This is a genomic window from Hymenobacter arcticus (assembly GCF_054779975.1).
The window spans coordinates 383,752-405,540 of sequence record NZ_BAAGXF010000003.1 but is presented as its reverse complement, the minus strand read 5'-3'; the positions used below and the strand labels follow the sequence as shown (position 1 = coordinate 405,540).

The following is a 21,789-nucleotide window of genomic DNA, read 5'->3' as shown; positions in this document are numbered from 1 at the left end:
GCTGGCGACCGGGTCGGGCGTCCGGTTCAGGTTAAGCGTAGTTACTTTACAGCTACCCCCCGGCCCGGGGCGGCGGCGGTGCTGCCCCGGGCGACGTAGCTTACTGGCAGCCCCCGGCGACCAGCCCCTCCTCGCCCTAACTTTCCCACCCCTTGACTACCTCTACCTTTCGTACTGCCTGGCCCGGCCGGCCGCTACGGGGCCTGCTGCTGCTCGGCCTGCTGTTGCTGGCAGCGGGCTGCGAGCCCATTGCCCAGGAGCCGGTGTACCGCATTGGCTTTTCGCAGTGCACCACCTCCGATGCCTGGCGGCGGGCCATGCTGGCCGAGATTGAGAAGGAACTCAGCTTCCACCCCAACGTGCAGTTTCAGGTGTTCGACGCGCGCGACGACAGCGACTTGCAGCAGCAGCAGGTGCGGGAGCTGATTCACCAGCGCGTGGACTTGCTGCTGATTTCACCCAACCAGTCGGGCCCGCTCACCGCCCTCACCGAAGCGGCGTACAACCAGGGCATTCCGGTGGTTATCCTTGACCGGCAAACCACCTCGCACCTCTACACCGCCTACGTGGGCGGCAACAACCAGGAAGTGGGCCGCACGGCCGCCCACTACGCCGCCCAACTGCTGCACCGCCGCGGCCAGGTAATCGAGATACTGGGCCGCGCGGGCTCCTCCCCGGCCACCGACCGCACCCTGGGCTTTGCGCAGGCCCTGGCCGGCTACCCGCGGCTGCAGCTGGTGGCGCAGCTGCAAGGCAACTGGCACGCTGACAGTGTGTTGCAACTGCTGCCCGCCGTGTTGCGCGCCCACCCCGGCACCGACCTCATTTTTGCCCAAAACGACCCCATGGCGCAGGCCGCCCACCAGGTGGTGCAGCAAATGGGCCTCACCCAGCGCGTACGCATTATTGGGGTTGATGGGCTGGCGGGGCCCGGCAACGGCCTGCAGCTGGTACAGGATGGTGCCCTCAAGGCCACGCTGCTTTACCCCACCGGGGGCGAGGAGGCCATTCGCACGGCCCTGCGCATCTTGCACCACGAGCCCTACCAGAAGGACAACGTACTGGGCACCATGATAATAGACTCGACCAACGTGGGCACCATGCTTACCCAAACCGAGCAGCTGGCCAGCCAGCGCGAAGCCATTCGGCAGCAGCAGATGCGCCTGCGCGAGCAGATGCGCCGCTACGCCAGCCAGAAAACCACGGTGTACGGGCTGGTGGGCAGCCTGCTGGTGGCCCTGGCGCTGGGGGCGCTGGCCTGGCGCTCGTCGCGCCTCAACCGCCGCATTCGGCGGGTGCTGGAGGGTCAGAACGCCGAAATCCGCACCCAGCGCAACCGCATCGAGCAGCTGGCCGAGGACGCCCGGCGCTCGTCGGAGGCCAAATTGCGCTTCTTTACCAACTTTTCGCACGAGCTGCGCACCCCCCTCACCCTCATTCTGGGGCCGGTGGAGGACCTGCTCACCACGCCCTCCGACCTCACGTCCGCCCAGCGCCACGACCTCAAGCTGGTGCACCGCAACACCCAGCGCCTGCTGCAATTAGTTAATCAGCTGCTCGATTTTCGCAAAATCGACGTGGGCCGCATGGCCGTGCGCGCCACCGAGGGCAACCTGGTGGCCTTCGTGCGCGAGCTCATGGATGCGTTTGAGAAAACGGCCCACCGCCAGGGCATCGCCTTCCGGTTTTTGCCCGCCGAGCCGGTTATCAGCCTCTGGTTTGACGGCGATATTCTGGACAAGGTGTTTTCCAACCTGCTCTCCAATGCCTTTAAGTACACCGACCGGGGCGGGCAGATTACGGTGAGCATCCAGCGCGAGCCAGCTACTAATTCGGTGCGGGTGAGCGTGGAAGACAACGGCCGCGGCATTGCCGAAATCGACCAGCCGCGCATCATGGGCTGGTTTTACCAGGGTAGCCAGCCCTCGGCGGGCGGCTCGGGGCTGGGCCTAGCCCTGGCCGAGGGCCTCACCCGGCTGCACGAGGGCACCCTCTCGTTTCGGAGCCAGCCGGGCCACGGCAGCACCTTTGAGGTAAGCCTGCCGCTAGCTAAGCCAGACACCTTTCTGGAGGCCAGCCCGGCGGCTCCACCTTACGCTCCCACCCTGGTTACCGTGCTCGACGACGAGCCCCCCGAGCTGCCTACCCCCGCCCCGCCGGCCCGCGCCACGGCCACCGTGCTCGTGATTGAGGACAGCGCCGAGGTGCGCGACTTTGTGGTGCAGAAGCTGCAGCCGCACTTCCAGGTGAGCACGGCCGCCGACGGGGCCACCGGCCTGCGCCTGGCCGGCGACACCATCCCCGACGTGATTGTGTGCGACGTGAACCTGCCCGGGCTCAGCGGCCTGGAGGTGGCCGCCGCCCTCAAGCGCGACTGGCGCACCTCCCACATTCCGCTGGTGCTGCTCACGGCCCAGGATGCGCCCGAGCACCGCCTGGCTGGCGTGCAGGCCGGCGCCGACCTCTACCTCACCAAGCCCTTCAACCCCACCTTTTTGCTGGAAAGCCTGCGCACGCTGCTGCGCAACCGCGAGCAGCAGCGCGAGCACTTCCGCCGCGAGCTGAGCGTGGACACTGCCACCGTAGCCCCGCAGCGGGTGGACCAGAAATTCCTGGCCGACCTCACGGCCATCATCGAGGCCAACCTCGACCGGCCCGGCCTGAGCGTGGACGACATTGCCCGCAGCCTGGGCGTGTCGCAGATGCAACTCTACCGCAAGGTGAAGGCCCTGCTCGGCACCGGCGTTACGGACTACATCCAGAGCCTGCGCCTCACCAAGGCCCGGCAGTTGTTGCTGCACGAAGGCAGCTCCATTGCCCAGGTGGCCTACCAAACGGGCTTCTCCTCGCCCTCCTACTTCGCCACCCTCTTCAAAGGCAAGTACCAAGTGTCGCCCTCCGAGTACAAAGCCCTGCACGCGCCCCATCATTCGTGATGAAATCCTGCAAGTAGTGTCGGAAAACTGATGATATCCTTGCAGTCAGCCAGCGCTAATTTTTTACTAACTTATTTACTAGCAATAAGTTAGTAAAAAATTAGCGCTGTGTAAGAATCCTGCAAGTATTTGAAAGAAAGTAGCAGGCCTTTGCGGGGATAAAAGTGGACTTTTGAGGAAACGTTCCTGCCCCGCTTTCTCATGGTTCAACGCAAAGTACTCTTCTGGTCTATCGTTACGGCGCTCGGGGGCTTCCTGTTCGGCTTCGACACGGCCGTGATTTCGGGGGCCGAGAAAGCCATTCAGCAGCTCTGGCAGCTGAGTGCGGTGGAGCACGGGTTCACCATTTCCATTGCCCTCATCGGCACGGTGCTGGGGGCCATGTTTGGCGGCATCCCGAGCGACAAGCTCGGCCGGCGCCAGACGCTGCGCTGGATTGCGGTGCTCTACCTGGTGTCGGCGCTGGGCGCGGCGCTGGCCCCAGCCTGGGTGCCGTTTCTGGTGTTTCGGTTCCTGGGCGGGCTGGGCGTGGGCGCGTCGTCGGTTACGGCCCCGCTCTACATCTCCGAGATTTCGCCGCCCGATTCGCGGGGCAAGCTTGTGGGCTTGTTTCAGTTCAACATCGTGTTCGGCATTCTGGCCGCCTACCTTTCCAACTACCTGCTGGCCAACGTGGGCTCCCACTCGTGGCGCCTGATGCTGGGCGTGCAGGCCGTGCCGGCGGTGGCGTTCCTGCTGTTTTTGTTTCGGGTGCCCGAAAGCCCGCGCTGGCTGCTGCTGCACGGCCGCCTGGCCGCCGGCCGCGAGGTGCTGGCCCTCATCAGCCCCGGCACCGTAGATGCCGACGTGGCGGCCATCCTCACGGCACAGTCGGCAGCGGCCGGCGAAAGTGGCTCGCTCTGGGCGCGGCAGTACCGCACGCCGGTGCTACTGGCCGTGGCCTTCGCCTTTTTCAACCAGGTGTCGGGCATCAACGCCATCATTTACTACGCCCCACGCATCTTTGAGATGACCGGGCTGGGCCAGGGCGCGGCGCTGCTTTCGTCGGCGGGCATTGGGCTGGTCAACTTCGCCTTTACGCTGCTGGGCGTGAATTTGATTGACCGGTTTGGGCGGCGCACCCTCATGCTGGTGGGCTCGGTGGGGCTCATCGCCACGCTGGGGCTGGTGGCGCGGGCCTTTTACAGCCAGCAGTTTACGGGCTACACGGTGCCGGTGCTGCTGTTTGTGTACATCGCCTTTTTTGCCTTTTCGCAGGGCGCGGTTATCTGGGTGTTCATCTCCGAGATTTTTCCCAACGCCGTGCGGGCCAAGGGCCAGGCGCTGGGCTCGAGCACGCACTGGGTCATGGCCACGGTCATCGCCTTCACCTTCCCCTGGTTTGCCGAGCACCTGGGCGGCGGCCACACGTTCGCCTTCTTCTGCGCCATGATGGTGCTCCAATTAATCTTCGTGCTCCGCTTCATGCCCGAAACCAAGGGCAGCAGCCTGGAGCAGGTCGAAAAAACGCTGGTCTTCCATTAAGGGTGAATGAGTGAAGGGATAGGAATGCTCCTTTTGCCTAGCAGCCGCTACGCCTGCCAATTCACTCATTCACAATTCACTCATTCGCACCTCACACTCTCCCTTTCCCACCCTTACTCTTTCACTACATGGCCATTGCTTGCTTCGGAGAAATGCTCTGGGACGTGCTGCCCACGGGCCGCCAACCCGGCGGCGCGCCCCTCAACGTGGCGGTGCACCTGCACAATTTTGGCCTGGAGGCCCAGATAATCAGCCGCGTGGGCCACGACGACCTGGGCGCGGAGCTACTCGAATTTGTGGAGTCAAAAGGCATCGGCACCGCCTACGTGCAGCGCGGCGAAACTCACCTCACGGGCGTGGTAAAAGCCAACGTGAGCGACAGCATGGAAGTCACCTACCAGATAGTGAAGCCCGTGGCCTGGGACTACATCCAGTACACGCCCGCGCTGAGCGCGCTGGTCGAAACCGCCGAAGCCTTCGTGTTTGGGTCACTGGCCGCCCGCCAGGCCCCCTCGCGCGAAACGCTCTACCGGCTGCTGCAACAGGCCCCGCTTAAGGTATTCGACGTGAACCTGCGCACCCCGCACTATTCGCGCGATGGCGTAACCTACCTGCTGCGGCAGGCCGATGTGGTGAAGCTCAACCACCACGAGCTGGCCGAGATAATGGGCTGGTTTGGGGTGAGTTCCGCCGAGGAAACCGCCCTGCGCTGGCTGGCCGAGCGCTTCCGGCTGCAAGCCGTGTGCGTGACCAAGGGCGCCGACGGAGCCGTGCTCTGGGTGGGCCAGCAGCTCTACCGCAGCCCCGGCATTGCGGTGCAGGTACAGGACACCATTGGCAGCGGCGATGCCTTTTTGGCGGCGCTGCTCAAGGGTTGGCTGGCCGGCCAGCCCCCGGCTGAGTATCTGGCCTTTGCCTGCGCGGCGGGCTCGCTGGTAGCCAGCCACCTGGGCGCTACGCCGGCCATTTCCGAAGCCCAGGTGCAGCACCTGGCTACTACTACCCCAGCCGCCGCTTAGCTTTTCTTCTCCGCTTCCCTTTTGCATGAAACACGCGTTCCTCTTTGTTTTTAGCCTGCTGGGGGCTGTTCGCAGTCCGGCGCAAACGCCTGCCCAGCCGGGTGCTACCTCGGCCGACCCCTACCGGCCGGCGTACCACTTCACTGCGCCCAAAAACTGGCTCAACGATGCCAACGGCCTGATTTACAGCAACGGGCAGTACCAGCTTTTTTACCAGTACAACCCCCTCAGCGCCGACCCCGGCCACCTGAGCTGGGGCCACGCCACCAGCCCCGACCTAGTGCGCTGGACGCCCCAGCCCGTGGCCCTCACCGAGTATAAGAACGCGGACGGCAGCAACACGATGATTTTTTCGGGTAGCGCCGTGGCCGATAAGGACAACACCTCGGGCCTGTTCCCGAAGGGCCAAACCGACGGGCTGGTGGCCTTTTATACCGGCCACGTGGAGCGGCCGGGCGTGGTGCTGGCCCAGCACCAGAACCTGGCCTTCAGCCTCGACCACGGCCGCACCTGGCAGCGCTACGCCGGCAACCCGGTGCTCGATATCGGCAGTAAGGAGTTTCGCGACCCCAAGGTATTTTGGTACGCGCCCCAGCAAAAGTGGGTGATGGCCACCGTGAAGGCCGACCGCCAGCTGGTGTATCTCTACGAGTCGAAAAACCTGAAGGACTGGACCTTTATGAGCCGCTGGGGCCAAGCCGGCAACACCGTGCGCGAGTGGGAATGCCCCGATTTATTTGAGCTGCCCGTGCCGGGCGGCGGCACCAAGTGGGTGCTGCTGATTTCGGCCGGCAACCCCACCGAGGAGTTTCGGGGCCAGCAGTACTTCCTGGGCAATTTCGACGGCAAAGCCTTCACCCCCGACCAGGCCTACGACGAGGCCACGTACGTTGACTTTGGCAAGGATTTCTTCGCCGGCGTCACCTTCAACGACGCCCCCGGCGGCCGGCGCATCCTGGTGGGCTGGACCAACAACTGGGCCTACGCCCGCGATGTGCCCACTGGCACCGAGTGGCGCGGCGGCTTCGCCGTGCCCCGCGAATTGAGCTTACGCCGCACGCCCCAGGGCTTGGTGCTGAACCAGCTGCCCGTGCCCGAACTGCGCAAGCTGGGTAAGGAGGCACTCAACGTGCCCAAAATGACCGTTAAAGCGGGCTCGGCGGGCTACGAAGTGCCCTTCCGGGGCGAGGCCTACGACCTGGAACTAACGCTTACGCCTGGTACCGCTAAAATACTTACCCTTAACGTATTGCAGAGCGAGGTTGAACGTACCGCGCTGCGCTACGACGTGGCCCGGCAGGAGCTGACGCTCGACCGCACGCAGTCGGGCAACGTGGGCTTCAACCCCCTATTTGCCAGCACCGTGGAAACGGTGCGCGTGCCCCTGCAAAACGGCCAGCTTCAGTTGCGGGTACTGGTCGATAAGTCGGTGGTGGAGGTATTTGCCCAAAACGGCGAAACGACCCTGACCGACCTGGTTTTTCCGCAGCAGCACGCCGGCCGCCTCACCCTGCACGCCGATGGCGGCGCGGCCCAGGTGAGCAACCTGCGCCTCACCGACCTCAGCGCGGGAGCCAAGCCCTAACCGGCGCCAATCGATTTCTTTTTAACTTCCTTCCCTCTCACTCTTTGGTTACTTAACTCTTTATTGGTTAGACTTTTAAAATCTCACGTTTCGCCCTAGTAAAGTACTGAATGTTGCCGCCTTCCAGCCAGAAGCCCCGGCGACAGACTGGCCCCCGATTGGGAGCCAGGTAGGATTCCCACCATTTCAACCCTTTTCACTCATGCGTAACACTTGTTACTCCACGCACCAGGCCTACGAGCAGCCGGCGGCCCGGTCGGCCCTCAGCGGTAAGACACTGCTGCTGGCTCTTTTTCTTCCCGTAGTGGGCTACGCGCAAACCGCCCGTGAGGTGTCGGGCAAGGTCACTGATGCCACTGGCACCGGCCTACCCGGCGTGACGGTGCTGGTCACCGGCACCACCATCGGGGCCAGCACGGGGGCCGATGGCGGCTTCCAGCTGCAGGTGCCCGCCACGGCTACTTCCCTCACCATTTCGTTTATCGGCTACACCAGGCAGACGGTGGACATCACGGGCAAAACGACGGTAACCGTGGCCCTCAAGGACGATGCCCAGGCCCTGGGCGACGTAGTGGTAGTGGGCTACGGCACGGTGCAGAAAAGCGACCTCACCGGGGCTGTGGCCGCGCTGGGGCCTAAGGATTTTAACAAGGGCACCTTCACCTCGCCCGACCAGCTTATTCAGGGCCGGGCTTCGGGGGTGCAGGTGACGCAGAACAGCGGCCAGCCCGGCGGGGCCTCCACCATCAAAATTCGCGGTAACTCGGCCGTAACGGGCACCGGCCAGCCCCTGTACGTGGTAGACGGCGTACCGCTTGATGGCCGCTCGGCCCGCCCCGGCCTGAACACAACCTTCGGCGACAGCCCCGACAGCAACCCGCTCAACTTCCTGAATCCGGCCGACATTGAGTCGATTGATATTCTGAAAGATGCCTCGGCCACGGCCATCTACGGCTCGCGGGCCGCCTACGGCGTAGTTATTATCACCACCAAGCGCGGCAAAGTAGGCGAGCCCAAACTGGACATCGGCGTGTCGGGTGGCTTCTCGAATATCATGCGCAAGATTAAGGTACTCAACGCCGATGAGTACCGGCAGGCGCTAACATACTACGGGGCGGCGGCCAGCAACAACAAAGGCCTGAGCAACGACCCACTGGCGGCCATTCTGCAAACCGGGCCGCTCCAGAACTACAATGCGGCCATCAGCGGCGGCAACGAAAATGCCCGTTACCGCCTTTCGCTGGGCTACCTCGACCAGAAGGGGATTATCAAGAAAACCGGCTTCCAGAAGTACAGCGCCAACTTCGTGACCAACGTGAAGTTTCTGGAAAGCAAACGCCTGGGCGTGGACGTGAACATCACGGCCAGCCAGTCGCGCGAGCAGCTGGCCCCGATTACCAACAACGGTGACTTCCGGGGCAGCCTCATTGGGCAAGCCCTGCAGTGGAACCCCACCGACTCGCTCTACCGCGCCGATGGCCGGCCGGTGGCCCGCATCGGAGATTCGCGGATTAACCCGGTGGCGCAGCAGGAGTACTACAACGACAACTCGCGGGTCACCACGGCGCTGGCCTCCATTTCGCCCTACTATAAGTTTACCGACTGGCTGGAGTACCGCGCCCTCATTGCCGTGAATTACAGTACGGGCTCGCGGCGCACCTCCATCGACCAGCGCCTCAACGTCAACGAGTACTTTGGGCGGGGCTACGCCGCCATTGCCGGCACCGAGTTGCTCACGCAGCAGATGACGCACACGCTGAACTTCAACAAGAAGCTTACCACCGACCTCAACCTCAACGCGCTGGTGGGCTACGAGTACACCAAGTTTGGCTACTCGGGCTCGAACGTGAACGCGCTGGGCCCCACGAACGGCTTCGGCACCTACGGCCTCGACTACACCAACTACCTCCAGTTTTCGAACCCCTCGGCCCGCGTTATTTCCTCGTTTGTGGACCCCGTTTCGGAGCTGCAATCGTTCTTCGGCCGGGCCATCCTGAACTACAAGGGGCGCTACCTACTTACGGCCACCCTGCGCTCGGACGGCAGCACCAAGTTTGGTGACAACAAAAAATACGGCTACTTCCCGTCGCTGTCGGCGGCCTGGGACATCAGCCAGGAGAGCTTCTTTAAGGTGGAGGCCATCAACCAGTTGAAAGCCCGCGTGGGCTACGGCCGCACCGGCAACCAGGAGTTTCCGGCCGGCGCGTCGCGCTCGCAGTACGCTTTTCTGGGAGCCAACGGCGGCCTGGGGCAGATTACCAATTTCAATAGCGATTTGCAGTGGCAATCGGATGAGCAGTACGATGGGGGCATCGACATTGGCTTGTTCAACAACCGGGTGACCCTGACGGCCGACTACTTCTACAAGAAGACCTCCAAGCTGCTCTACCCACTGGCCCCCATTCAGCCGGCGGCCCCCGGGGGCGCCATCACCTGGAGCAACCTCGACGGCACCATCGTCAACAAGGGCGTGGAGCTGATTGCCGGCATCACGGCCGTGGAGAGCCCCAAATTCGGACTGAGCTTCAATGCCAACGCCACGTTTATCCGCAACATGGTGAGCGGCCTGCCCGGCGTTATCCAAACGGGCGCGCTCAACGGCCAGGGCCTGTCGGGCGTGACGGTCGAAACCATTCAGAGCGGCTACCCCATCAACTCGTTCTTCACGCAGCAGTACCAAGGCCTCGACGCCAACGGCCAGTCGCAGTACGCCGACAACGGTGCCCCCCGCTACCTGGGCAACCCCAACCCCCGGACGCTGGCCGGCCTGAGCACTACCATCCGCTACGATAAGCTCTCGCTCACGGCCAACTTCAACGGCGTATTCGGCAACCTGATTTACAATAACACGCTCAACAGCGTGCTCAACGTGAGCCAGATTCAGGGGGGTAAGAACATTTCCAAGGTGCTCTACGAGTCGCCCATCAAGGAAGCCCTTAGCAACCGGCTCGCGCCCTCGTCGCGCTTCCTGGAAAGCGGCAACTACGTGAAGCTCTCCAACGTGACGCTCTCCTACGCCTTTGGCAACGTGGGTAAGGTGCTCAAGGGGGCCAGCGTCTACGCCATCGGCCAGAATCTGTTCGTCATCACCAATTACACGGGCTTCGACCCGGAAGTAAACACCAATAAAACCGTGAACGGCGTGCCCTCGGCGGGCATCGACTACACCGGCTTCCCAAGCGCCCGCACGTTCACGTTCGGCGTCAACTTCTCCCTCTAACCCACCCAACGCTAATTATTGATTATGAAAAAGATACTCAGTGCGGCGGCCATGCTGGCCGTGCTTCAGTTGGCCAACAGCTGCAAGATTAATGAGGAGTTTCAGGGCACCCTCACGGCGGGCCAGGTAGGCTCCAGCGGCGGCGGCAACGCCGCCGCGCTGCTCGACGGGGTGTACACCTCCATGCGCAACCCGTTTCAGGGGGCTACCCAGGTATTTGCCCTCTCGGAGGTGACCACCGATGAGCGCCTGATGCCTACGCGCAGCGGCGACTGGGACGACAACGGCGTGTGGCGCCAGCTGCACCAGCACAACTGGGATGCCAACCACATTCAGGTGCGCGACGCGTTCAATAACCTGAATTCGGTGGTGTTTGCGGCTACCGACATGCTGCAGTTCAACCCCAGCACCCAGCAACAGGCCGAGGCGCGCTTCCTGCGGGCCTGGGCCATGTACTGGATACTCGACCTCTACGACCAGGTACCCTACCGCGACCCCGGCGAGTCGGTGACGCAGCTGGCCCGCGTACGCAAAGGCTCAGAAGCCCTCGACTTCATCATCAGCGAGGTGAATGCCGTGCTGCCCAACCTGCCCGATGCCCCCGTGACCCGGGGCACGAAGGATGCGGCCCGGGGCCTGCTCATGAAGTGCTACCTCAACCGGGGCGTGTACGCCAACCGCCAGACGCCTACGTTTGCCGCCGCCGACATGAACCAGGTCATCAGCCTGGCCGATGCCATTATCAGCAGCGGGCGCTACCGGTTTGCGGCCAATTATTTCGACAACTTCGCCCCCGACAATACCAATATCGGTACCGAGAACATTTTTACCGAGCTCAACATTGGCGGCGTGAGCAGCGGGGCACAGTACGACCTATGGCGCTTCATCTCGCACTATAACATGACCCCCACGGGCTACAACGGCCCCACGGCCCTGTCCGATTTCTACGACAAGTTCGGGGCCAACGACATTCGCCGGGGCACGGTGTACACGTATGCCAATGGCCCCGCCAACCCTGGCAAGCGCCAGAACGTGGGCTTCCTGATAGGCCAGCAGTACAACTTAGTTACCGATGCCCCGCTGCTGGACCGCACCGGCGCGCCGCTGGCCTTCACCCGCGAGGTGCACATCATCGAAACCGATGCCAATACGCTGGAGCGCACGGGCATCCGGCCGATGAAGTACCCACCCGATTTCACCAACAACGGGGCCGGTACCATCGACAACGACATGGTGCACCTGCGCCTGCCCGACGTGCTGCTGATGAAGGCGGAGGCCATCCTGCGCGGCGGCACCGGCACCACGGCCGGCACCTATGGCAGCACACCCACGGCGCTGGTCAACGCCATCCGCACCAACGCCTCGCGCAACGCCGGCGCGCTGGCCACCGTGGACCTGAATGCCCTCTACGACGAGCGCGGCCGCGAGTTGTATCTGGAGCTGTGGCGTCGGCAAGACATGGTGCGCTTTGGCAAGTACTTGGGGCCCATTCAGGAAGGCCCCACCAGCACCGCGCCAATGTACCTCATCTTCCCCATTCCGAATCAGCAGATAGCTGTAAACTCCAACCTCACCCAGAACCCCGGCTACTAAGCCTTCTTTTCGGCCGCCGGCGGCTGCGCGTGCGCAGTTTTCGGCGGCCGTTTTGTGTCCGGACCTTTCGTCCGGCAAGCTTATTTTTTTGGCTTTAAGTGTCTTTTGATGAAATACTTACTCACCACCTTCGCAACTACCGCTTTAGCCGGCCTGCTGGCTGGCTGCAGCCAGCCAGCCCAAACGGAAACCGCCACCACGGCCGCCCCCGGCGCGGCGGTATCGGTAGCGGCTCCCGATACCGCCGCGCTGGCCAAAAAGCCTATTTGGTGGAAGGAAGCCATAGTGTACCAGGTGTATCCGCGCAGCTACAAGGACAGCAACGGCGACGGGGTGGGCGACCTGCGGGGCCTCCTCTCCAAGCTCGACTACATCAAGAGCCTGGGGGTGAACGTGATTTGGCTGAACCCGATTTATGGCTCGCCCAACGACGACAACGGCTACGACATCTCCGATTACCGCGCCATTATGAAGGACTTTGGCACGATGGCCGACTTCGATGAGCTGCTCAAGGGCATGCACCAGCGCGGGCTGAAGGTGGTGCTGGACCTGGTGGTGAACCACAGCAGCGACGAGCACGCGTGGTTCCAGCAGTCGAAAAGCGGGCGCGACAACCCGTACCGCGACTACTACCACTGGTGGCCCGCCGAGAAGGGCGTGCCCAACAAGCGCCAGAGCTTTTTCGACGTGAAGGGCGACGCCTGGGCCTACGACGCGGCCACCAAGGCCTACTACCTGCACTACTTCTCGCGCAAGCAGCCCGACCTCAACTGGGAAAACCCCAAGCTGCGCCAGGAGATTTACAGCATGATGCGCTTTTGGTTCGACAAGGGCATCGACGGCTTTCGGATGGACGTGATTCCGTTCATTGCCAAGGATACCGCGTTTCCGCCCATCCCGGCCCAGTACCACGGCGACTTCGGCCGCTACTACGCCAACGGCCCCCACCTGCACGACTACCTCCAGGAAATGAACCGCGAGGTGCTGGGCAAGTACGACGTAATGAGCGTGGCCGAAGGCGCGGGCGTGACCAGCGACCAGGCCCTGGAATTTGTGGACCCTGCCCGCCAGGAGCTGAACATGCTCTATCACTTCGAGGGCATGGGCGTGGGCAACGTGCCCGGCCTCAAGTACCGTATGCGCAAGCCCGAAGGGTATAGCCTGCTGGAATTCAAGCAGGTATACTCGAAGTGGGATAAGATATTTGCCGAGAAAGGCTGGGGCACCATCTACCTCGGTAACCACGACCAGCCCCGGATGGTGACGCGCTGGGGCGACGACCGCCCGGAGTTCCGGGCCGCTTCGTCGAAGCTGCTCACCACGTTTTTGCTCACCATGCGCGGCACGCCCTACTACTTCGGCGGCGACGAGCTGGGCATGACCAATATCAAGTTTGACAAGATTACCGACTACCAGGACATCGAAGTGCGCAACATGTACGCGCAGCTGAAAGCGGAGGGCGGCAACCTGGCGCAGTTCGTGGAAGCCCAGAAAATCTCGGGCCGCGACAACGGCCGCACGCCCTTCCAGTGGGATGCCTCGGCCCAGGCGGGCTTCACCACCGGCACACCCTGGCTGAAGCTCAACCCCAACTACGCGCAGGTGAACGCGGCGGCCGAGGAAAAAGACCCGAATTCTATCCTCCACTACTTCCGCCGGGCCACGGCCATGCGGAGTCGGCACAAGGTGCTGGTGTACGGTCAGTACCAGCTGCTGGACGCGGCCAACCCGCACATCTACGCCTACACCCGCACCCAGGGCGCCGACAAGGTGCTGGTAGTGCTCAACTTTTCGAGCGAGAAGCGCGCCTGGGCCCTGCCCGCCGGGATGACGCCGGGCGGCGCGCCGTGGATTAATAATTATCCGGATTTTACGGCCGGCCCCACGCTGGCCTTGCAGCCCTGGCAAGCCGTGGTGCTGCCTTTAAAATGAGTTAACAGTCGAGAGTTAAGGATTAAAATATTGAACAACAGTATTTTAACCCTTAACTCTCGACCAAATCAGCATGCCCATGAAGCATTTCCGACTTGCGCTGACCCTGCCGCTCCTGGCCGGCCTGGCCGCCGCCTGCAACCAGCCAGCTAAAACCGAAACCGCTAACACTACCGCCCCGGTGGCTACCGCTACCGCCCCCGCCGCTGCCGCGCCGGCCAAAAAGCCCAATTGGTGGAAGGAAACCGTGGTGTACCAGCTGTATCCGCGCAGCTTCCAGGACAGCAACGGCGACGGCGTAGGCGACCTCAAGGGCATCATTTCGCGCCTTGATTATTTGCAGCGCATCGGGGTGGGCACGGTCTGGCTGAACCCGATTTACGGCTCGCCCAACGATGATAACGGCTACGATATCAGCGACTACCGGGCCATTATGCCTGAGTTTGGGACGATGGCCGACTTCGATGCCCTGCTCAAGGGCATGCACCAGCGCGGCCTCAAGCTGGTGATGGACCTGGTGGTGAACCACAGCTCCGATGAGCACGCGTGGTTTAAGTCGGCCCGCGCCTCGCGCACCAGCCCCTACCGCGACTACTACTACTGGTGGCCCGCCGAAAAAGGCACCCCGCCCAAGCGCTACAGCACCTTCGACGTGAAGAAGGATGCCTGGCAGTACGACGCGCCCACCAAGAGCTACTACCTGCACATCTTCTCCAAAAAGCAGCCCGACCTGAACTGGAACAACCCCAAGCTGCGGCAGGAGGTGCACAACATTATGAAGTTCTGGCTGGATAAGGGCATCGACGGCTTCCGGATGGACGCGTTTCAGTTTGTGGCCAAGGACCCCAGCTTCCCGCCCATGCCGGGCCTCACCGAACGAAACTATGCCAACGCCTACAACCACGGCCCGCACCTGCACGACTACCTCCGGGAAATAAACCGCGAGGTGCTCAGCAAGTACAATGTGATGAGCGTGGCCGAAGGCGCGGGCCGCAACGTGACCGAGGCCATGCTCTTCGTGGACCCCGCCCGCCGGGAGCTTGACATGACCTACCACTTTGAGGGCACGGGCGTGGGCAGCGGCACCGATACGTACCAGCTCACCGACCTCAAGCGCGTGTTTACGAAGTGGGACAGCGCCTTTGCCCAGAAAGGCTGGCAGGCCATTGACCTGGGCAACCACGACCAGCCGCGCATGGTGAGCAAGTTTGGCGACGACCGGCCGGCCTTCCGCACCCCCTCGGCCAAGCTGCTCAATACCTTTTTGCTGACGATGCGCGGCACGCCCTACTGCTACAGCGGCGACGAGCTGGGCATGACCAACAGTTCCTTTAAGGGCATGGCGGACTACCGCGACGTGGCCGCCCGCAACGCCTACGCCCTGCTCAAGCAGCAGCACGGCAACGAGGCCGCTTTCTTCCACCAATTAGCCCGCTTCTCGCGCGACAACAGCCGCACGCCTTTTCAGTGGAACGCCACGGCCCACGCGGGCTTTACCACCGGCACGCCCTGGATTGGGGTTAACCCCAACTACCTGACCATCAATGAAGAGGCAGAGAACAAGGACTCGGCTTCGGTGCTCAACCACTTCCGCCGGGCCACGGCCCTGCGCCGGCAGCACCCGGTGCTGGTGTACGGCCAGTACCAGCTGCTGGACGCGGCCAACCCGCACATCTACGCCTACACCCGCACCCAGGGCACCGAAAAAGTACTGGTAGTGCTCAACTTCTCGGCCGAGAAGCGCGACTGGGCGCTGCCCGCCGGCCTCATGCCAGGCGGCGCGCCCTGGCTCAACAATTACCCCACCTTTACTGCCAGCCCCACGCTGGCCCTGCTACCTTGGCAGGCCGTGGTGCTGCCGCTGCGGTAACTATCAGCTAGTTAATAGTGAACGGACAGTCGTTCAACGGGGCGCCTCCCCCCGGCCCCCTCTCCGACAAGGAGAGGGGGAGCCTGACGATTGCAGCCGTGCGCCAATGAAAGTGCCGCCGTGGCTCCCCCTCTCCTTGTCGGAGAGGGGGCCGGGGGGAGGCGCTCCGTTGAACAAGCAATCCCTTGTATATAAGTAATTTACACAAGACCAGCCAGCCTCTTATCCGTTCCCACCCATGCTGTCCTTCCCAACCCCGAAGCTGAAACTCCTGCTGCCCGCGCTGGCCCTACTGCTGGCCGGCCCGCCCGCGGCCCAAAAAGCCCAGGCCCAGGCCCCCGCACCCGACCCCTGGCGCATCACCGCCGATAAAATTGACCCGCGCAACTACTACGGCGAAACGGTGGCCAACGGCATGCTAGGCATCGTGTCGTCGGCCGAGCCGTTTCAAGTCAAGAGCGTGGTACTGGCCGGGGCCTACGACCAGTACGGCCGCGGCCGGGTCAGTAACTTCCTGAACAGCTTTAATTTACTGAACATGTACCTGGAGGTGGACGGCCACCGCCTCGGCAGCCAGGATGCCCGCAACTTCCGCCAGGAGCTGGACATGCGCCACGGCTCGCTCACCACCACCTTCGACTACGGCGACAAGGCCACCATCAAATACACCTACTACGCCCTGCGCCAGCTGCCCTTCACGGTGCTGCTCGATGTCAGCATCACGGCCAAGCAGGACGTGGCCCTCACCGCCGCCAGCGTCATGGATGCCCCCGATGCCCTGCGCGACGTGCAGAACTACTACAACGAAATCGACCGGCCCCACGCCACGCTGCAGCTCCTCACCTCGTCGGCCAAGAGCAGCACCGGCAAGCTCCAGCTGTGCGCTTCCAACAGCTTCCTATTCAGCGAGCCGCACGGCCAAGAGCCCCGCGTGATTCACGAGATGTGGGACAGCAACCAGCACCTCATGAAGTTCAGCAAGCCGCTGCAAGCCGGCCAAACCTACGCCTACGCCGTGGCGGGCTCCAGCATCACCTCGGCCCACCACCCCGACCCGCTCAACGAGGCCGAGCGCCTCACCATCTTCGCCCGCCTGGAGGGTCGCGAGCGCCTGCTGGCCTTTCACAACCAGGCTTGGGACAAGCTCTGGCAGAGCGACATCCAGCTCACCGGCGATGCCCAGGCCCAGCAGGATGTGCACTCCATGCTCTACCACCTCTACAGCTTTTCGCGGGCCGGCACCGACTACTCGCCCTCGCCCATGGGCCTCTCGGGCCTGGGCTACAACGGCCACGTGTTCTGGGATACCGATTTCTGGATGTTCCCGGCCCTGCTGGTGCTGCACCCCGACATTGCGAAGTCGTTGGTAGAGTACCGCTTCCGCCGCCTCGACGCGGCGCGCCACAACGCCTTCGCCCACGGCTACAAGGGCGCCATGTATCCCTGGGAAAGCGCCGACACCGGCGTGGAAGAAACGCCCGTATGGGCGCTGAGCGGGCCGTTTGAACACCACATATCGGCCTGCGTGGCGCTGGCGGCCTGGCAGTACTACTGCGTGACGCAGGACAAGGCCTGGCTGCGCGAGAAGGGCTGGCCCATCCTGGCGGCCACGGCCGACTTCTGGGCCAGCCGCGTCGAGCGCAACGGCCCCGGCCACTACGACATCAAGAACGTGGTGGCTTCCGATGAGTGGGCCGAGAACGTTGATAATGATGCTTTTACCAATGCCGCCGCCCAGGTAAATCTACAAAACGCCACTGCCGCCGCCAAGCTCTTGGGCCTGCCGGCCGACCCCGACTGGCTGCTGGTGGCCCGCAATATTCCGATTCTCAAAATGCCCGACGGCGTAACCCAGGAGCACGCCACCTACCACGGTGAGGGCATCAAGCAGGGCGACGTGAACCTGCTGGCTTACCCGCTGAACGTGATTACGGCCCCGGCCCAAATCAAAAAGGACCTCGAATACTACGAAACCCGCGTACCCAATGAAGGCACCCCGGCCATGACCCAGGGCATTTTTGCCCTGCTCTACGCCCGCCTCGGCAACGCCGACAAAGCCAAGCTGTGGTTTAAGGATGCCTACGAGCCCAACCTGCTGCCGCCCTTCCGCGTCATCGCCGAAACCAAGGGCGGCACCAACCCCTACTTCGCCACCGGCGCGGGCGGCGTGCTGCAAGCCGTGCTCATGGGCTTCGGCGGGCTCGACATCACGCCCACAGGCATCACGCAGCGCAAAAGCACCCTGCCCACCGGCTGGCAATCACTGAAAATTACGGGCGTGGGCGGGCAGCAGCGGACGTACTCGGTGGGCCGGTAGGCTGCGGATGGCTATATTTGTAGCGTACATTTTTCCTGTTTGCAGGAGCAAAGCGCAGGTGCTTATTTCACCTGCTTTCCGAAGCCCCGGCTGTCCCCACAGCCGGGGCTTCATCTTTTTAGGAGCTAGCGTAGTAGCTATTCTTTGGCAGGTTAAGTATTTTTCACCGAAGATTTCACCGCAGAAGACGCGGAGGGCTTCGCGGAAGAGTCGCAGAAGAACGTCCTCTGCGCTCCTTCTGCGAAGCCCTCCGCGTCTTCTGCGGTGAAAACACTCTCTGAGCTAGTAACAAGCTGCCAAAGTAGAGTTAGCGCCTATCTCCCTCAAAACCGCGCCACGGCCTTCACATTGAGCACGCGCTGCGAGAGGTAGCTAGGCACGGCGTAGGTGCGGCCGTTCACGTCCTGCAAGTAGCTGTAGCTGGCCACGTTGTTGGCCCCCAGGATGTTGAGGATTTCCAGGCCCAGCCACAGGCTTTCGAGCGAAGTGAGGTGCTCCTTGGGCGTGGTACGCAGGCTCAGTACCTTGGAGAAGCCGATATCGACGCGCTGGTAGGCGCTGGTGAGGGCGTTGTCGCCGCGGTACTGGGGCAGGCCGGGCGGGCTGAAGGGCAGGCCGGTGCCAAACACCAGGTTCACGTAGCCGCGCACCGAGGGGTTGTCGGGCAGGTGGTCCTGGAAAAAGATGCTGGCCGTGAGGCGCTGGTCCTGGGGCCGGCGAATGTAGCCCAGCGGCTGCACGCCGGTTTTCACGCCCTGGGCGTCGTAGGTCGTCACTGAGTCGCCCGCAATCAACTCCTTGGTAGTCAGCAAGCTCAGGCTCAGCCACGATTCTACGCCCTTTACAAACTCGCCGCTGAGGCGGGTTTCGAGGCCGGCGGCGTAGGCGGTGGCGTTGTTTTTGGCCGAGTAGCGCAGGCGCACGTTGTCGATTTCATAGGGCACCACGTCGGTGAGGTGCTTGTAGTAGGCCTCCGTGTTGAGGCGGAAGGGCCGGTTCATGAGGTGCAGCTCGACCTGGCGGCCCAGCACGAAGTGCAACGATTTCTGGGCCCGCAACTCGGGGTTGAGCTGGCCCATCTGGTCGCGCAGCTCGCGGTAAAAGGGCGGCTGGGCGTAGAGGCCGGCCGCCAGCTTCCAGCTGCGCTCGGGGTGGCGGCGGTCGCGCGAGGCAAACTGGATACGCGGGCTGATAACGGTCTGCCTGTTCACCGACCAGTAGTGGGCGCGCACGCCGTAGGTCAGGGTTTTGAGGGTGTCAATTTGCCAGGTGTGCTGCACGTAGCCCTGGGTGCGCTGGCTTTCGAGGGTGAGGTCGGCGGCGAGGCGGGTGCGGCGGGCATCGGGCACGTAGTCGGCCGAGTCGGCAAAGCTGTACTCGTCGATTTGGTCGTGGATGATTTCGCGGCCCGTTTTCACGCCGAACCGGATTTGGTGCGGGCCGGCGGGGTCGCCGCCGGGGTTCCAGCGGCCGCGCAGCTCGCCGGTGTACACGCGGGCCGTGAGGTCGTTGCGGGCGTGGTTGAAGCTGGAGCCGATGTTGCGCTGGCGCACGGTCTGGTTGAAATCGGGGCTCGTGGGGTCGCGGTTGACATCGGCAAAGGTGTAGGCCGCCTCCACATCGCGGAACTCAAACTCGCGGGTGAGCAGCGCCGAGGCCAGCAGCTCGACTTGCAGGCCGGGGTGGAAATTGTGCTTCAGGTTGAGCCCGCCCTGGTAGGTGTCGTACTGCATGCGCTCGCGGCCATCGTAGTAGATGTTGACGCGGGCAAACTGGTTGGTATTGGTCGAAAACGTAACCTGCCCGCTCACCGGCACGAAGCGGTAGTCGTTGTGGGCCACCACGCCCAGGATGCCCAGGCTGGTTTTCTGCAGGTCGCCGCCCTTTTTCCCTAAACCAATATTTACGTAGGCCTGGCCGTCGTAGAAAGTCGGGTTGTAGTTGCCCTGGTTTTGCTTGAGGGCATTGAACACGTACTGCGCGTTTTTGTAGCGCACGCCGGCCAGGTAGCTCACCCGGCCGTTGGCCGAGCGCGCTTCGGCGTGGGCCGCGCCGCCCACCAGACTGGCAGTGGCCGAGGCCGCGAATTTCTCGGGCTCCTTGTACTGAATATCGAGCACCGAGGACAGCTTATCGCCGTACTTGGGCTGCCAGCCGCCGGTGCTAAAATCGACCTTCTGCACGAGGTCGGGGTTGATAAAGCTCAGGCCCTCCTGCTGCGCCTGCGTCACCAAAAACGGCCGGTACACCTCAAACCCATTGACGTAGAGCAGGTTCTCGTCGTAGTTGCCACCGCGCACGTTATAGGTGCTGCTCAGCTCGTTGTTGCTCACCACGCCCGGCAGCGTCTTCAGAATGGCGCTAAAGTCCCCGAACGGCGACGGGATAACCTTGGCCGTGCGCGGGTCGAGCTGGATGAGGCTGGCCTGCTCACGCTGGTCGGCCCCCGCCGAGCGGGCCCGCACCGTGACGCCCCCGAGAGCCTTGGTGTCGGGTTGCAGGGCCAGGCGCAGGGGCTGGCCGGCCGCAGCGGGCAGGGTCAGCGGCATGCGCAACGGCAGGTAGCCCAGGCGGCGCGCCACCAGCACCACCGGGCCGCTCACCGCCCGCGTGAGGCGCAACGTGAAGCCACCCTGCGCGTTGGTGGTGGCCCCGCCGGGCTGGCCTTCGAGGGCCACCACCACCAGCTCCAGGGGCTGGCCCTGGGCATCGCGCACGGTGCCCGTGAGGGTGAGGAGGTCGGTGGCAGCCGGCGCGGGGGCATCCTGGGCGAGCACGGGCGCAGCCACCGGCAGCAGGCTCAAAACAAGCAGTAGTGGTAGAGGCTTCAAACGCAGAGGCAGCAGAAAAAGGCAGCTGGAAAATATACTCGTAAAGCTACGCCGGCCGCGGCGGCGCGCCAGCGGCTTTTCAACTGGCCGGGCAGGGCTTTTCGTACGCCGCCGGGCTATTTATTTGGCGCTTACTCCTGGCTGGCTTCGCGCAGCTGCCTGCGCAGGCCCGCCAGCGTGGCCACCGGCCCGCCGGGCGACTTAAACACGAAGCTGCCAGCCACCAGCACGTCGGCCCCGGCCTGCACCAGCGCGGCGGCGTTGGCCTGGCTCACACCACCATCTACCTCAATGAGGGCATCGGAGCCGGCATCGAGCAGCAACTCCTTGACCATGGCCACTTTCTGCAAGGTGTGCGGAATAAACGTTTGCCCCCCGAAGCCGGGGTTGACGGACATCACGAGCACCAAATCCAGCTCGCTGGCAATGTCTACCAGGAAGCTGGCGGGCGTGGCGGGGTTGAGGGCCACACCGGCGGTGCAGCCCAGGCTCTTGATTTGCTCCACCACGCGGTGCAGGTGCGGGCAGGCCTCGTAGTGCACGGTGATGTGGGTAGCCCCAGCATCGCGGAAGGCGGCCAGGTAATCCTGGGGCTGCTCTATCATCAGGTGCACGTCGATGGGCTGCTTGGCGTGGGGCCGCAACGCCTCCAGAATGGGCAGGCCAAAGGAGATATTGGGCACAAAGCGGCCGTCCATCACGTCGAAGTGCAGCCAGTCGGCCTCGGCGGTAGCCAGCAATTCGGCGGTGGCCTGGATGTTGGCTAGGTCGCTGGCCAGGAGTGAAGGGGCTAGCAGCGGCTCACGGCGGTGGGGGGCGCGGGGAGAAATGGGGTCGGGCAGGGAGTGGCTCATTGGGGGCGAAAGTACGGATAAGCACCCCCGTCTGTTATTGCGAGCCTGCGAAGCAATCGCACCCGAACGACTCGGGCAGGTATCGTTCAGGTGCGATTGCTTCGCAGG

11 protein-coding genes are annotated in these 21,789 nt (G+C 63.3%); 9 read left to right on the top strand and 2 right to left on the bottom strand.

Translation table 11 applies throughout. The features are described from left to right. The first annotated feature begins 152 nt into the window (after nt 1-152). The 9 genes from ACYVGC_RS08090 to ACYVGC_RS08050 all read left to right on the top strand — a co-directional run bounded on the left by ACYVGC_RS08090 (nt 153) and on the right by ACYVGC_RS08050 (nt 17,996). The gene (locus ACYVGC_RS08090) at nt 153-2,936 is read left to right on the top strand and encodes a substrate-binding domain-containing protein (RefSeq protein ID WP_460583303.1); all 2,784 of its coding nucleotides are present in this window, start codon (nt 153-155) and stop codon (nt 2,934-2,936) included. Between the two features lie 201 nt (nt 2,937-3,137). Then, entirely contained in the window at nt 3,138-4,460 is a 1,323-nt protein-coding gene (locus ACYVGC_RS08085) for an MFS transporter (protein ID WP_460583302.1), read from the top strand. Between the two features lie 128 nt (nt 4,461-4,588). After that, complete coding sequence (locus ACYVGC_RS08080; protein WP_460583301.1) at nt 4,589-5,479, top strand: carbohydrate kinase family protein; 891 nt, start codon at nt 4,589-4,591, stop codon at nt 5,477-5,479. Nucleotides 5,480-5,504: 25 nt separating this feature from the next. Then, nucleotides 5,505-7,064 carry a glycoside hydrolase family 32 protein gene (locus ACYVGC_RS08075; protein ID WP_460583300.1) on the top strand — a complete coding sequence of 520 codons (1,560 nt, stop codon included), beginning with the start codon at nt 5,505-5,507 and terminating at the stop codon, nt 7,062-7,064. A 202-nt stretch (nt 7,065-7,266) separates the two neighbouring features. After that, nucleotides 7,267-10,284 (top strand): SusC/RagA family TonB-linked outer membrane protein, encoded by a 3,018-nt coding sequence (locus tag ACYVGC_RS08070; protein WP_460583299.1) that lies wholly within the window; start codon nt 7,267-7,269, stop codon nt 10,282-10,284. Nucleotides 10,285-10,308: 24 nt separating this feature from the next. Then, nucleotides 10,309-11,877, top strand: a complete 1,569-nt coding sequence (locus ACYVGC_RS08065; RefSeq protein WP_460583298.1) for a RagB/SusD family nutrient uptake outer membrane protein — start codon at nt 10,309-10,311, stop codon at nt 11,875-11,877. A gap of 108 nt (nt 11,878-11,985) precedes the next feature. Next, on the top strand, nt 11,986-13,809 hold the full coding sequence (locus tag ACYVGC_RS08060; protein WP_460583297.1) for a glycoside hydrolase family 13 protein: 1,824 nt from the start codon (nt 11,986-11,988) through the stop codon (nt 13,807-13,809). A gap of 79 nt (nt 13,810-13,888) precedes the next feature. Beyond that, on the top strand, nt 13,889-15,679 hold the full coding sequence (locus ACYVGC_RS08055) for a glycoside hydrolase family 13 protein (protein WP_460583296.1): 1,791 nt from the start codon (nt 13,889-13,891) through the stop codon (nt 15,677-15,679). 238 nt (nt 15,680-15,917) lie between these two features. Continuing rightward, complete coding sequence (locus ACYVGC_RS08050; RefSeq protein WP_460583295.1) at nt 15,918-17,996, top strand: glycoside hydrolase family 65 protein; 2,079 nt, start codon at nt 15,918-15,920, stop codon at nt 17,994-17,996. A 323-nt stretch (nt 17,997-18,319) separates the two neighbouring features. On the opposite strand, the gene ACYVGC_RS08045 is transcribed toward ACYVGC_RS08050, so the two are convergent. Continuing rightward, nucleotides 18,320-20,827, bottom strand: coding sequence for a TonB-dependent receptor (locus tag ACYVGC_RS08045; protein WP_460583294.1), 2,508 nt, complete (start codon nt 20,825-20,827; stop codon nt 18,320-18,322). Nucleotides 20,828-20,958: 131 nt separating this feature from the next. After that, on the bottom strand, nt 20,959-21,681 hold the full coding sequence (rpe, locus tag ACYVGC_RS08040; protein WP_460583293.1) for a ribulose-phosphate 3-epimerase: 723 nt from the start codon (nt 21,679-21,681) through the stop codon (nt 20,959-20,961). Between the last annotated feature and the right edge of the window lie 108 nt (nt 21,682-21,789).